The sequence below is a fragment of the Polaromonas sp. genome (genome assembly GCF_043778355.1).
Taxonomy (GTDB): Bacteria; Pseudomonadota; Gammaproteobacteria; order Burkholderiales; family Burkholderiaceae_C; genus Polaromonas.
The window spans coordinates 1-14,258 of record NZ_JAYWHI010000015.1 but is presented as its reverse complement, the minus strand read 5'-3'; the positions used below and the strand labels follow the sequence as shown (position 1 = coordinate 14,258).

Sequence of the window (14,258 nt, the reverse complement as noted above, 5' to 3'; positions counted from 1 at the left end):
GCGGCAGCTCAGATGTACATCACCGCGATGATTTCGTAACGCTTGATACCGCCCGGCGCTTGCACCTCGGCGGTGTCGCCCTCGTCCTTGCCGATCAGCGCGCGCGCGATCGGTGAGCTGATGTTGACCAGGCCAAGCTTGATGTCGGCCTCGTCCTCGCCGACGATCTGATAGGTCACCTTGTCGCCGCTGTCCTCGTCTTCAAGTTCGATGGTGGAGCCGAACACCACCTTGCCGCCGGCATCGACCTCGGACGGGTCGATGACCTGCGCCGCCGACAACTTGCCTTCGATTTCCTGGATGCGGCCTTCAACAAAACCCTGCTTGTCCTTGGCGGCATCGTATTCGGCGTTTTCGCTGAGGTCACCTTGGGCGCGCGCTTCCGAGATCAGGTTGATCACATGCGGGCGCTCCACCGTCTTGAGCTGGTGCAGTTCGGCCTTGAGCTTTTCTGCGCCCTTTTTTGTAATGGGAATGGTTGCCATGGTTTGTGTGCTCCAAAAGCGAAACCGCCACCAGTCACCTGGCGGCGGCGTCTTAACAATGATTGTCCTGGTGCCAGTTTAATGCAAATGCGCCGGCACCGGCTCGGTACTTGTCCCGATCAGTTCAGCTGTGCGTGCAGCTCCTGGATCGAATGCACGGTCAGGTTGTCCAGGTACTTCATGCCCTCCACCGCAGCTTCGGCGCCAGCGATCGTCGTGAAGGTCGTCACCCGGGCCAGCAGCGCCGAGGTGCGGATCTGCCGCGAGTCGGCGATCGCGTTGCGGCGCTCTTCCACCGTATTGATGACCAGCGCAATCTCGTTGTTCTTGATCATGTCCACCACGTGGGGCCGGCCTTCGGTGACCTTGTTGACCACGCCGCAGGCGATACCCGCTGCGGTAATGGCGGCAGCCGTGCCCTTGGTGGCCACCAGCTCGAACTTCAGGGCCGCCAGTGCGCGCGCCACGTCCACGGCGCGCTCCTTGTCGTTGTTCTTGACGGTCAGGAAAACCTTGCCCGAGGTCGGCAGCTTGGTCCCGGCGCCGAGCTGTGACTTCACAAACGCCTCGCCAAAGGTCTTGCCCACACCCATCACCTCGCCGGTGGACTTCATCTCGGGGCCGAGAATGGTGTCCACGCCGGGGAACTTGACGAAGGGGAAGACCGCTTCCTTGACGCTGAAGTACGGCGGTGTCACTTCCTTGCCGATGCCCTGCGAAGCCAGGGTCTGGCCCACCATGCAACGCGCGGCCACCTTGGCCAGCTGGATGCCGGTGGCCTTGCTGACGAAGGGAACCGTGCGGGAGGCACGCGGGTTCACTTCCAGGACGTAGATCACGTCCTTGCCGTCCACATGCTGGATCGCAAACTGCACATTCATCAGGCCGACCACATTCAGCGCTTTCGCCATGGCAGCGGTCTGCCGCTTGATCTCGGTGATGGTGTCGGCAGCCAACGAATACGGCGGCAGCGAACAGGCCGAGTCGCCGCTGTGCACGCCGGCTTGCTCAATGTGCTCCATCACGCCGCCGATAAAGGTCACGCCCTCCGGGTCGCGGATGCAGTCCACATCACACTCGATGGCGTCATTCAGGAAGCGGTCCAGCAGCACCGGCGAGTCATGGCTGACCTTGACGGCTTCGCGCATGTAACGCTCCAGGTCGCGTTGCTCGTGCACGATTTCCATCGCCCGGCCGCCCAGCACGTAGCTGGGACGCACCACCAGCGGGTAACCAAGGGCAGCGGCTTTTTCCAGTGCTTCCGGCTCGGTTCGGGCCGTGGCATTGGGCGGCTGGCGCAGCTTCAGTTCATGCAGCAGCTTCTGGAAGCGCTCACGGTCTTCGGCCGCATCGATCATGTCGGGCGAGGTGCCAATGATGGGCACGCCGTTTTTCTCGAGGTCCAGCGCCAGCTTCAAAGGCGTCTGTCCACCGTACTGGACGATCACACCCAGCGGTTTTTCCTTATCGACGATTTCCAGCACGTCTTCCAGCGTCAGCGGCTCGAAATAAAGGCGATCCGAGGTGTCGTAGTCGGTGGACACGGTTTCGGGATTGCAGTTGACCATGATGGTCTCGTAGCCGTCCTCACGCATCGCCAGCGCGGCATGCACACAGCAGTAGTCGAACTCGATGCCCTGGCCGATGCGGTTCGGACCACCGCCCAGCACCATGATCTTCTTGTTGGCTGTAGGCGCGGCTTCACACTCGCTGCCCTCGGCCTCGTAGGTCGAGTACATGTAGGCGGTGTTGGTCGCAAACTCGGCCGCGCAGGTGTCCACGCGTTTGTAGACCGGGCGCACGCCCAGCGCGACACGGCGTTCGCGGATCGCCGTGTCGGTGGTCTTGAGCTGCTTGGCCAGGCGCCGGTCAGAGAAGCCTTTTTGCTTGAGCGTGCGCAGCGTGGCCGCGTCGATCTTGTCCAGTGAGGTGGTTTCCAGCTCCAGCTCGATCTTGACGATCTGCTCGATCTGCACCAGGAACCAGGGGTCGATCTTGGTCAGCGCAAACACTTCATCGACGCTCATGCCGAGCGCAAACGCATCACCGACGTACCAGATGCGGTCCGGGCCGGGCGCGCCGAGTTCCTTCTCAAGCACCTCGCGGTCCTGGGTCTTTTCGTTCATGCCGTCCACACCAACTTCCAGGCCGCACAGGGCTTTCTGGAAGGACTCCTGGAAGGTGCGGCCCATGGCCATGACCTCGCCAACCGACTTCATCTGCGTGGTGAGACGTGAATCCGCAGCCGGGAATTTTTCAAACGCGAAACGCGGGATCTTGGTGACCACGTAATCGATGCTGGGCTCAAAACTCGCGGGCGTGGCGCCGCCGGTGATCTCATTGCGCAACTCGTCGAGTGTGTAGCCCACCGCCAGCTTGGCCGCGACCTTGGCAATCGGAAAACCTGTGGCCTTGGAGGCCAGCGCCGACGAACGCGACACACGCGGATTCATCTCGATCACCACCATGCGGCCATCGGCCGGGTTGATGGAGAACTGCACGTTGGAGCCGCCGGTGTCCACACCGATCTCACGCAACACGGCCAGACTGGCATTACGCAGGATCTGGTATTCCTTGTCGGTCAGGGTCTGGGCCGGCGCGACGGTGATCGAGTCACCGGTGTGCACACCCATCGGGTCCAGGTTTTCGATGGAGCAGACGATGATGCAGTTGTCGGCCTTGTCGCGGACCACTTCCATTTCGTACTCTTTCCAGCCGAGCAGAGATTCCTCGATCAGCAGCTCGTTGGTCGGCGAGGCTTCCAGGCCGCGCTTGCAGATGACTTCGAACTCTTCCGAGTTGTAGGCAATGCCGCCACCGGTACCACCCAGCGTGAAGCTGGGGCGGATCACGGTCGGGAAACCCAAGGTCTTCTGAACCGTCCAGGCGTCGTCCATGCTGTGGGCAATGCCGGATCGCGCCGAACCGAGGCCGATCTTGGTCATCGCGTCCTTGAACTTCAGCCGGTCTTCAGCCTTGTCGATGGCTTCGGGCGTGGCGCCTATCAGCTCGACCTTGTACTTGTCGAGCACACCGTTGTGCCAGAGGTCCAGCGCGCAATTAAGCGCGGTCTGACCGCCCATGGTCGGCAAGATCGCGTCGGGGCGCTCTTTGGCGATGATTTTCTCGACGGTCTGCCAGGTGATGGGCTCGATGTAAGTGACGTCGGCGGTGGCCGGGTCGGTCATGATGGTCGCCGGGTTGCTGTTGATCAGGATGACCTTGTAGCCCTCCTCACGCAGCGCCTTGCAGGCCTGCACGCCGGAATAGTCGAACTCGCAGGCCTGGCCGATGATGATGGGACCAGCGCCTATGATGAGGACGGATTTGATGTCTGTACGTTTTGGCATTATTTTTTCCCTCCATGCTGTTCCATGAGGGCAGTGAAACGGTCAAACAAATACGAAATGTCGTGCGGTCCAGGCGAGGCTTCCGGGTGGCCCTGGAAGCAGAAGGCCGGCTTGTCGGTGCGGGCCAAGCCCTGCAGCGTGCCGTCGAACAGGCTGATGTGCGTGGGGCGCAAATTCGCCGGCAGCGTTTTTTCATCGACCGCAAAACCGTGGTTCTGGCTGGTGATGCTGACGCGGCCGTTGTCCAGGTCTTTCACCGGGTGATTCGCGCCGTGGTGGCCGAACTTCATCTTGAAGGTTTTCGCACCGCTGGCCAGCGCCATGATCTGGTGGCCCAGGCAGATGCCGAAGGTCGGGATACCGGTCTCTATCAGTTCGCGCACCGCAGCAATCGCGTAGTCGCAGGGCTGCGGATCGCCGGGGCCGTTGGCCAGGAAGATGCCGTCCGGCTTGAGCTTGAGCACGTCGGCCGCCGGCGTCTGCGCCGGCACCACCGTGATGCGCGCGCCGCGCTCGGCCATCATGCGCAGGATGTTCTTCTTCACGCCGTAGTCAAAGGCCACGACATGGAATTTCGGCGTTATCTGAACGCCATAACCCGCGCCCAGTTTCCACTCGGTTTGCGTCCACTCATAGGTTTGCTTGACCGAGACCACCTTGGCCAGGTCCAGGCCGGCCATGCTGGGCGCAGCCTTGGCTGCGGCAATGGCCTTGTCTTTGGCGGCCTCGGTGATGTCCTCGCCTGCAGCCAGCGCCAGGATGCAGCCGTTTTGCGCGCCCTGTGTGCGCAGATGGCGCGTCAGCTGACGCGTGTCCAGGCCAGCGATGGCGACGGTGTTTTCCTTGACCAGGTACTCGGTCAAGGTCATGTCCATGCGGAAGTTCGAGGCCAGCAGCGGCAGGTCCTTGATGATCAGGCCGGCGGCGTGGACCTTCTCGGCTTCCACGTCTTCGGCGTTGATGCCGTAGTTGCCAATATGCGGGTAGGTCAGCGTGACGATTTGCTGGCAATAACTCGGGTCGGTCAGGATTTCCTGGTAACCGGTCATGGCGGTGTTAAACACCACTTCACCGACGGTGGAGCCTGGGGCCCCGATGGAATTGCCGAGAAAGACGGTGCCGTCTGCAAGCGCCAGGATGGCGTGCGGGCTTCTTCCTGATTTTCCCTGTAGAGACAAAAGCACTGGGTTCTCCGGATGGGTTACGGTTCGCCCAAGCGTGCACAAGAAACGTCTCGGTAAGACTCTTGCGGGCTGCTTTTGTGAGGGGGTTGGCTTGGTATGCGCTGGGCGAAGCTGTGTTTTGAAAAGCCACTGATTATAGCTTGCGGACGAGATCGCCTTTATGCGTTTGTGGCATGGCGCGCTGCCAGCACGAGGTCGATCTGCTCAGGCCCTGGGCAGGGACAGCGAACTGGCGTACAGGCAAATCGCCGCCGCGGCGGCCACGTTCAGCGACTCCTCGCCACCCGGCTGATCAATGCGGACCTTGAGGGCGGCGCGTGCCATCAATGCGTCGCCGACACCCTGCCCTTCGTGGCCCATGGCCCAGGCACAGGGCATGGGCAGGGCCTGCTGATGTAGAAAGCTCCCGTGGTGGGAACTGGTCACCAGCACCGGCACCGCCAGTGCATCGAGGTCCTCCAGTGCCAGTCCTTCGATCAGTTGCAGCGCGAAGTGCGCGCCCATGCCGGCGCGCAGCACCTTGGGCGACCACAGCGCCGCCGTTCCCTTGAGCGCCAGCACCTGGCTGAACCCGAAGGCCGCTGCACTGCGCAGCACGGAACCAACATTGCCGGCGTCCTGCACCCGGTCCAGGATCAGCGAAGCCGCACCCGGGGCCAGCGTGGGCGATACAGGCAGTTCCATCACGAAGCCCATGCGCGCGGGCGACTCAAGCCCACTGATGTCGGCCATCAATGCATCGGGAATTACTATGGTTTTGATAGCTGCCTGGGCCCATTCGGCAGGGGCCAGAGGCCAAAAAGACTCGCAAAAAACGCCCACAGCGGGTTTCACGCCGCGAGCCAGCGCCGCGCGGCACAGGTGATCACCTTCGAGCCAGACGCGGTCCTGCTTGCGGTAGGCGGTGTTGTCCTGCGAGAGCTTGCGCAAGTCCTTGAGCAGCGTGTTGTCCCGCGAGGTCACCAGAACCGGTGCGCCAGCGCTCAACGCAGGACCTCGGCGACGGGGCTGAAGGAGCGCCGGTGCTGCGGACAGGCGCCATGCTCACGCAGGGCTGCCAGGTGTTCGGCCGTGCCGTAACCTTTGTGGCCGGCAAAGCCGTATTGCGGGTACTCCAGGTGGAACTGCTCGCACCAGCGGTCGCGGTGCACCTTGGCGAGGATGGAAGCCGCAGAGATCGCCGGTACCAGCGCGTCCCCCTTGACGATGGCCTCCGCGAGGATGCTCAGCGTCGGCAGGCGGTTGCCATCCACCAGCACCTTGACCGGTTTGAGGCGCAGGCCTTCGACCGCGCGCCGCATGGCGAGCATGGTGGCCTGCAGGATGTTGAGGCTGTCGATTTCTTCCACCGTCGCCATGGCGATCGAGCAGCACAGGGCCTTGGCACGGATTTCGTCGTAAAGCTTTTCGCGGCGCGAAGCGGTCAATACCTTGGAGTCGGCCAGGCCCTTGATCGGCTGCAGGTCATCCAGAATCACCGCCGCGGCCACCACCGGGCCGGCCAGCGGCCCACGGCCGGCCTCGTCCACGCCGGCCCACAGGCCCGGCGTGTCCCAGGACAGCATGCTTTGTTCAGCCTGCAAGAATTTTCTGGATCGCATCGGTGGCTATTTTCGCGGTATCACGCTGCAATTCCTCATGCAGCTTTGTAAATCGTTGTTCAAGCGCGCGGATATTTTCAGGTGCGGCGATTTTCGCATCCAGCCACTGCAAAACGCCATCCGCAAGGGCGTGTGGCGTGGCGGCATGCTGCAGCAGCTCGGGAACCACAAAATCCCGACACAGGATGTTGGGCAAGCCGACCCAGGGCTGCAGCTTCTTGCGGCGCATGATCTGCCAGGACAGCCAGTTCATGTTGTAGGCGATCACCATGGGGCGCTTGTAAAGCGCCGCTTCCAGCGTGGCCGTGCCGCTGGCAATCAGGGTCACATCGCAGGCAGCCAGCACCGTGTGGGATTGGCCTGAAACAATCTGCACACGCGCCAGCATGCCCGCGGACTGCGCTGCCCGCTCGATCTGTACGCGCAGAGCAGGGACCGCCGGTACTATGATTTTGATAGCTGGATGCGCCTTCTGGACAAGGGCTGCCGCCTTAAAGAAACGCTGAGCCAGGTAGTCAACCTCGGAGCGACGGCTGCCCGGCAACAGGGCCAGCACAAGCTCGTCCGGATCAAGTCCAAGCTGCAGTCGCGCTGCGGCCTGGTCGGGTTTCATCGGGATCACATTGGCCAGCGGGTGCCCGACGTAGGTGGCGGCAATGCCGTGCTGGGCCAGCAGCGCTGGCTCGAATGGAAAAATGCACAGCACGTGGTCCACGCTGCGCCGAATTTTCGCAACCCGATCGGCGCGCCAGGCCCAGACGGCGGGGCTCACGAAATGGACTGTCCGGATGCCGGCTGCCTTGAGGTCGGCCTCGAGATCCAGGTTGAAATCGGGCGCATCGACGCCAATGAAGAGGTCGGGCCGGTCGGCCAGCAATTTCTGCCTGAGCTGCGTGCGGATGCCGACGATCTCGCGGTAGTGGCGCAACACTTCGACATAACCGCGCACGGCCAGCTTCTCACTGGGCCACCAGGCCTGGAACCCGCGCCGCATCATCTGCACCCCACCAATTCCACCGGCGCTCAGGTCCGGCCAGCGCCCGCGAAAACCGTCGAGCAGCAGCCCTGCCAGCAGGTCTCCGGAGGTCTCGCCGGCCACCATGGCGAACGAAGGTGTGGTGGAGGTTCCAGCCACTCCACGGACCGGCAGAGCGCTGGGTGCTTCCGGCATACGCGGCCTAACGCACAATGCCGCGCTGCGGCGACGTGTCTTCCAGGAAGCCCAGCATCATCTGGACATCGGGCGCTGCTTCTGGATGCTGGTGCGTTAGCGATGCGATACGCACCTTCGCCTGCGCCAGCGTCAGATCTTCGCGGTAAAGCGCCTTGTGCATGCCCTTGACGGCGGCGATGCGGTCGGGGGAAAACCCGCGGCGGCGCAAACCTTCGAAATTCATGGAGCGGGCGGCGGCAGGCTGGCCCTGGCTCATGACAAACGGCGGAAGGTCGGCAAACAACAGCGAACACATGGCCGTCATGCTGTGGGCCCCAAGGCGCACGAACTGGTGCACCACCGTGAAACCGCCGAGGATCACCCAGTCGCCGACATGCACATGGCCGGCGAGCTGGGCGTTGTTGGCAAAAATGGTGTGGTTGCCGACATTGCAATCATGCGCCAGGTGCACGTAGGCCATGATCCAGTTGTCGTTGCCCACACGCGTGACGCCACTGTCGCCGGGAGAGCCGATGTTGAAGGTGCAGAACTCCCGCACGGTATTGCGGTCGCCAATGACCAGTTCGCACGGCTCGCCCGCATACTTCTTGTCCTGCGGAATCGCGCCCAGGGAGTTGAACTGAAAGATGCGGTTGTCGCGCCCGATCGTCGTGTGGCCCTCGATCACGCAGTGCGCACCTACCGTCGTGCCAGCACCAATGCGTACATGCGGGCCGATCACAGTGTAGGGACCGACGCTGACACTGCTGTCGAGCTGGGCTGCAGGGTCAACCAGCGCGGTGGAATGAATGCCTGTCACGGAAGCGCTTTCGCTGACTCGATCAGGCGATGGTGCGCATGGTGCACATCAGTTCGGCTTCGCAGGCCATGTTGTCGTCCACGCGGGCCACACCCTTGAACTTGAACACGCCGGCCTTGAGCCGCTCCAGTGTCACTTCCATGATCAACTGGTCACCGGGCTCCACCGGGCGCTTGAAACGCGCGCCGTCAATGCCGGCAAAGTAGTACACCGTTTTCTCGTCGGGCGTGATGCCCTGCATGTCAAAAGCCAGCAGCGCCGCCGCCTGTGCCATGGCTTCGAGCATCAACACGCCCGGCATCACCGGCCGGTGCGGAAAATGACCGGTAAAAAACGGCTCGTTCATGGTGACGTTTTTCAGCGCCTTGATGCGCTTGCCCTTGTCGAGTTCGAGCACCCGGTCCACCAGCAGAAAGGGGTAGCGGTGCGGAAGCTGCTTGAGGATTTGGTGGATGTCCATCATGATTTTTCTGGGTTCTTTCGAGAGGCGATGTCTGTGGTTTGCTCCAGCACCTTGAGGCGTTCACGCAATCCGTGAAGCTGCTTGAGCGTGGCGGCATTTTTTTCCCAGTTCGCATTGTCGTCGATGGGAAACAGCCCGGTGTAGTGCCCCGGCTTGCGGATGGACCGTGTGACCACCGAGGCCGCCGAGACATGCACATGGTCGGCCAGACTCAGATGCCCCAGCACCACAGCGCCGCCGCCTACGGTGCAGTGCGCGCCTATGGTGGCGCTGCCGGCCACGCCGACGCAGCCAGCCAGCGCCGTATGCCGACCGATGTGGACGTTGTGGCCGATCTGGATCAGGTTGTCGAGCTTGACGCCGTCCTCGATCACCGTGTCCTGCAGAGCGCCGCGGTCGATGCAGGTATTGGCGCCTATCTCTACGTCATGGCCAATACGCACTGCACCAAGCTGTTCGATCTTGACCCACGCACCCTCATGCGGCGCAAAACCGAAACCGTCGGCACCGATGACAGCGCCGGGATGCACAATGCAGCGCGCGCCGATCACGCAACCATCCGCCATCGTGACACGCGCGGCCAGCCGTGTATTCGCGCCCACAAAAACGTCCCGGCCGATCACGCCATGTTCACCAACGTGGACACCAGCCTCCAGAATTGAATGTGCGCCAATACAGGCAAAAGCACCCACCGACACATCCTGCGCAAGTTTGGCGGAGGGGTCGATAAACGCGCTGGGATGAATCCTGGCTGCATCGGCAAGCTGGTGGCGCATTTTCCAGAGCTGTGTGATGCGGGCGAAATAAAGATACGGGTCGCCAACCACGATACAGGCGCCTCGCAGTGTTGCCACTTGCTCGACCTGGGGCCCAACCACCACACAGGCGGCCGAAGACTGACCCAGCTTGGACTGGTACTTGATGTGACTGAGGAAACTGAGCTCGGAGGGGCCGGCCGACTCCAGAGGCGCGAGCCGCTGGATCAGGATATCCGGGTCGCCCACCAACCTGGCGTCAAAATCACCTGCCAGCGATGCGACGATATCCCCGAGTCTGAGCGTCACACCTGGCCTGTGATCAGTACTTATCTGGCGGCGTTGAGCGCCCTGATGACCTTGTCCGTGATGTCGTGTTTGGGGCTGGCATAAACCGCCTCTTGCAGGACCAGGTCGTATTTTTCAGTCTCGGCAACCGTTTTGACCACTTTGTTCGCGCGCTCGATGACCTGCTGCAACTCTTCGTTCTTGCGGGCGTTGAGGTCTTCCTGGAATTCACGGCGTTTGCGCTGAAACTCCCGATCCTGATCAACCAGCTGTTTCTGGCGGGTCGCGCGCTGACTCTCGGACAGCGTCGGTGCTTCACGTTCAAATTTATCGGCCAGCGTTTTAAGCTGTGTACCCAGGTCGCCAAGTTCTTTTTCGCGCTTGCCGAATTCCTGTTCCAGCTTGGCCTGCGCCGCCTTGGCGCTGTTGGCCTCGCGGAAAATGCGGTCGATGTTGACAATGCCGATCTTGAACTCCTGAGCACCTGCCGTGCAGGTGATCAGGGCCATCAGCGTGGCAAGAAATACTCTGGATGAAAAATACTTCATTAGAACGATGTACCAATTTGGAATTGCAATCTCTGGATTCTATCTGTTGGCTTCTTGCTGAGCGGATTGGCAATCGCCAGGCGCAAAGGGCCCAGCGGTGAAATCCAGCTGATGCCGATACCTACCGACGAACGCAAGTCACCCAGACTGTATTTGTCGTTTTCGCCAAACACATTGCCGGTGTCCACGAAACCGAAGAGGCGCAGGGTGCGGTCGTTGCCGGCACCGGGGAAAGGCGCCAGAATTTCAGCGTTCAGCGTGATCTTTTTCGGTCCGCCGATGGCATTGCCCTGCGCATCACGCGGACCCAGTGTGCCCGGTTCAAAACCGCGCACCGAGCCAAGGCCGCCAGAGTAGGAGTTCTTGAAAACCGGGAAAGGCTGTCCATTGAGGCCTTTGCCCCAACCCAGTTCCCCGTTCAGGGCAACGGTGAACTGTTTGTTCAGCGGAATGTACTTCTGAACCTGGTAGTTGCCGCGCAGGAAGCGAGCATCACCCGCCACACCCCAATCACCATAGGCCCGCTGGAAGGTACCTTTGCTCGGAACCAGCGCGCTGTCCCGGTCGTCCCGCGACCAGCCTACCGTCAACGGAACCGTATTGCTCTTGGCGCCAAAGGTACGGATGTAATCGCGATACACCTGGGGAAGAACTGGACCGGAAATATCGATCTGTTCCACCCCGACGCCGAAATACACGGTATCCACTTCGCTGAACGGCACGCCAAAACGCACACTGCCACCAGTGGTCTTGAGCTGATAGTCACCGCCTTGGCTGTCAAAGGGGCGCGATGTTCGGGAATAGAGGTCAAAAGTCCGCGAAATACCGTCGTTGGTGAAATAGGGGTCCACCGTGCTCAGCACGAATTGCCGGTTGAATTTTCCGGTGTTGACTTCCAGGCCCAGATAGTTGCCCGTACCGAAGGCATTTTCCTGCTTGAAGCCGAAAATCAGGGACAGTTTTTCAGCACTGGAAAAGCCCGCCCCCAGTTGCAGATTACCGGTGGGCTTTTCAACCACCGCCATGTTCAGGTCGACCTGGTCCGGCGTGCCAGGCACTTCCTGCGTGTCGATGTTGACCTCGGTGAAGTAACCCAGGCGGTCCACACGGTCCCGCGACAGACGGATCTTGTCGCCGTCATACCAGGACGCCTCGAACTGACGGAATTCACGGCGCACAACTTCGTCGCGTGTGCGGTTGTTGCCGCTGATGTTGACGCGACGCACATAGGCGCGGCGCGAGGGATCGCCCTGCAGCACAAAAGCCACGCGGTTGTTGACCCGATCAATCTCGGGCTTGGCGTCCACCTTGGCAAAAGCGAAGCCAAAACTGCCGTAATACTCGGTAAACGCTTTGACGGTTTGAGCCACCAGGTCGGCGTTGTAGGCATCACCGGGTTTGATGGTCACCAGCGACTTGAACTCCTCCTCGCGCTCCAGGAAATTACCTTCAAGTTTGACGCCGGAAACCGTGAAACGCTCGCCTTCGGTGATGTTGAGGGTCACCGAGATGTCCTGCTTGTTCGGCGAAATGGCCACCTGGGTGGAGTCGACCTTGAATTCCAGGTAACCCCGTGTCAGGTAGTAGGAACGCAGGGTTTCGATGTCGGCATTGAGCTTGACGCGTGAGTACTGGTTGGACTTGGTGTACCAGCTGAGCCAGCCGCCGGTATTGAGGTCGAACAGCCCACGCAAGGTGGACTCGCTGAAAGCCTTGTTGCCAACAACACGGATTTCCTTGATTTTGGCGACATCACCCTCAATCACGCTGAACGTCACGTTGACGCGGTTGCGCTCAATCGGGGTCACCGTTGTCAGCACCTCGGCGCCATACAGACTGCGGTTGATGTACTGACGTTTGAGTTCCTGCTCGGCACGGTCTGCCAGGGCCTTGTCGAAAGGCCTGCCATCTGCAAGTCCGATATCGCGCAGCGCCTTTTTCAGCACCTCTTTGTCGAACTCCTTGGCGCCGACGAAGTCCACATCGGCCACCGTCGGCCGTTCTTCGACAATCACCACCAGCACGTCGCCGCTGACCTCCAGGCGAACGTCCTTGAACAGGCCGAGTCCAAACAGCGCGCGAATGGCACTGGAGCCTTTTTCGTCGTTGTAGGTTTCACCCACACGAAACGGAAGCGACGCAAAAATGGTTCCCGGCTCCACGCGCTGCAGACCTTCAACCCGGATATCCCGAACGGTGAAGGGATCCACGGCCCACGCAGCCTGCGCGATCAAAAAGCTGGCCACCATCGCAGATACGCTGCGGAGCTTGAATCGTTTGTTTTGTTTTTGCATGAAAAAAAGGTATTAGCCTAAAAGCCGGGTGACATCGTTAAACAGGGCAACAGACATCATGCCCAGCAAGATGGCAACGCCACCGCGCTGCAAGCGGTCCATCCACGCGTCAGACACACTCTTGCCGGTGATCGCCTCCCAAAGATAATACATCAGGTGACCACCGTCCAGAACCGGCAGCGGCAGTAAATTGAGCACACCCAGGCTGACGCTGATCAGCGCCAGAAACAGCAGGTAAGCACTCCACCCAAGGCTCGCAGACTTGCCGGCATAGTCTGCAATCGTCAGTGGCCCGCTGAGGTTTTTCAGCGACGCCTCGCCGATCAGCATCTTGCCCATCATCTTGAGCGTCAGCACCGACACCTCCCAGGTCCGCACCGCGCCGTTCCACAAACCGTCCAGCGGCCCATAACGCACTGTCACCAGCGCTGGCGGCGAGCCGACATAAGCGCTGATACGCCCTATTGACTGACCGGTCTCCTGGCGCATCTCTGGCTCGACTTGCAACTGCAGCGTTTGCCCGCCTCGCAAGACCTGCCAGCTCTGGGGGCCTTTGGCGCTGCGAATGGTTTCCCGCAGTTGCTGGCCGTCGACGATGGGGCGATCGCCGATGCGCTGCACCACGTCATCGGCGCGCAGGCCGGCTTTTTCCGCAGCACCGCCGGGCATGATTTCGCCGATCACGGCCTGTGTCCAGGGTCCGAGAATGCCGATCTTTCTGAAAAGCTGGGCATCGGCATCGGCTGCGTTGAGTTGCCCCAACGGCAGCAGCACGCTGCGGGTCGCCGCAGCACTGCCGCCGGTGGAGTCGCGCACGCCGTCGGTGACCTGCAGTTGTACGTCGCGCCCACCGAGGGCCGCGCGCGTGAGGCGCCAGCGCAAGTCCTCAAATGAGCGCACTTCCTCGAGGGCTTCGCCGTCAAAGGCGGCCCGCTGGACGCGTTCACCGCCGCGCAGACCGGCACGTTCGGCAATCGATCCCACCACCGGACTGGCCAGCACGGGCTGCGGTTCCTGCATGCCGCTCCAGTTGACGATGGCGTACAACACGATGGCCAGCAGCAGATTGGCAGCCGGCCCGGCCGCCACGATTGCGGCACGCGCGCCGAGCGGTCGGTTGTTGAAGGCCAGATGACGCTCGGCCGGATCGACCGGGCCTTCACGCTCGTCCAGCATCTTGACGTAGCCACCCAGCGGCAACATGCCGATCGAAAACTCGGTCGGCCGGTTCTTCAGCCGCCAGGTGTAGATCGGCTTGCCGAAACCGACTGAGAACTTCAGCACCTTGACGCCACAGGCCACGGCAACGCGGTAGTG

12 protein-coding genes are annotated in these 14,258 nt (G+C 61.4%); all 12 read right to left on the bottom strand.

Features of this window, described 5'->3' with window-relative positions:
- Nucleotides 1-8: 8 nt before the first annotated feature.
- Nucleotides 9-485, bottom strand: coding sequence for a transcription elongation factor GreA (greA, locus tag ACH2CW_RS02495; RefSeq protein WP_395055272.1), 477 nt, complete (start codon nucleotides 483-485; stop codon nucleotides 9-11).
- 119 nt (nucleotides 486-604) lie between these two features.
- Nucleotides 605-3,835: a carbamoyl-phosphate synthase large subunit gene (carB, locus tag ACH2CW_RS02490; RefSeq protein WP_395055271.1), complete on the bottom strand. Its 3,231-nt coding sequence runs from the start codon at nucleotides 3,833-3,835 to the stop codon at nucleotides 605-607.
- On the bottom strand, nucleotides 3,835-5,019 hold the full coding sequence (carA, locus tag ACH2CW_RS02485) for a glutamine-hydrolyzing carbamoyl-phosphate synthase small subunit (RefSeq protein ID WP_395055270.1): 1,185 nt from the start codon (nucleotides 5,017-5,019) through the stop codon (nucleotides 3,835-3,837). The genes carB and carA overlap by 1 nt, the downstream gene beginning before the upstream one ends.
- A gap of 204 nt (nucleotides 5,020-5,223) precedes the next feature.
- Nucleotides 5,224-6,006, bottom strand: a complete 783-nt coding sequence (locus tag ACH2CW_RS02480; RefSeq protein WP_395055269.1) for a TrmH family RNA methyltransferase — start codon at nucleotides 6,004-6,006, stop codon at nucleotides 5,224-5,226.
- On the bottom strand, nucleotides 6,003-6,620 hold the full coding sequence (gene rnhB / locus ACH2CW_RS02475) for a ribonuclease HII (RefSeq protein ID WP_395055268.1): 618 nt from the start codon (nucleotides 6,618-6,620) through the stop codon (nucleotides 6,003-6,005). The genes ACH2CW_RS02480 and rnhB overlap by 4 nt, the downstream gene beginning before the upstream one ends.
- Nucleotides 6,592-7,791 carry a lipid-A-disaccharide synthase gene (gene lpxB / locus ACH2CW_RS02470; RefSeq protein WP_395055267.1) on the bottom strand — a complete coding sequence of 400 codons (1,200 nt, stop codon included), beginning with the start codon at nucleotides 7,789-7,791 and terminating at the stop codon, nucleotides 6,592-6,594. Before lpxB ends, rnhB begins: the two co-directional genes overlap by 29 nt.
- A 7-nt stretch (nucleotides 7,792-7,798) precedes the next feature.
- Complete coding sequence (lpxA, locus tag ACH2CW_RS02465; protein WP_395055266.1) at nucleotides 7,799-8,593, bottom strand: acyl-ACP--UDP-N-acetylglucosamine O-acyltransferase; 795 nt, start codon at nucleotides 8,591-8,593, stop codon at nucleotides 7,799-7,801.
- A gap of 22 nt (nucleotides 8,594-8,615) precedes the next feature.
- Complete coding sequence (gene fabZ / locus ACH2CW_RS02460) at nucleotides 8,616-9,056, bottom strand: 3-hydroxyacyl-ACP dehydratase FabZ (RefSeq protein ID WP_305560082.1); 441 nt, start codon at nucleotides 9,054-9,056, stop codon at nucleotides 8,616-8,618.
- On the bottom strand, nucleotides 9,053-10,120 hold the full coding sequence (gene lpxD / locus ACH2CW_RS02455) for a UDP-3-O-(3-hydroxymyristoyl)glucosamine N-acyltransferase (RefSeq protein ID WP_395055265.1): 1,068 nt from the start codon (nucleotides 10,118-10,120) through the stop codon (nucleotides 9,053-9,055). The genes fabZ and lpxD overlap by 4 nt, the downstream gene beginning before the upstream one ends.
- A 20-nt stretch (nucleotides 10,121-10,140) precedes the next feature.
- Nucleotides 10,141-10,647 (bottom strand): OmpH family outer membrane protein, encoded by a 507-nt coding sequence (locus ACH2CW_RS02450; RefSeq protein ID WP_395055264.1) that lies wholly within the window; start codon nucleotides 10,645-10,647, stop codon nucleotides 10,141-10,143.
- Nucleotides 10,647-12,941 carry an outer membrane protein assembly factor BamA gene (gene bamA, locus ACH2CW_RS02445; protein ID WP_395055263.1) on the bottom strand — a complete coding sequence of 765 codons (2,295 nt, stop codon included), beginning with the start codon at nucleotides 12,939-12,941 and terminating at the stop codon, nucleotides 10,647-10,649. The genes ACH2CW_RS02450 and bamA overlap by 1 nt, the downstream gene beginning before the upstream one ends.
- Before the next feature lie 12 nt (nucleotides 12,942-12,953).
- The coding region (gene rseP / locus ACH2CW_RS02440; RefSeq protein ID WP_395055262.1) for an RIP metalloprotease RseP at nucleotides 12,954-14,258 on the bottom strand (1,305 nt) is incomplete at its 5' end.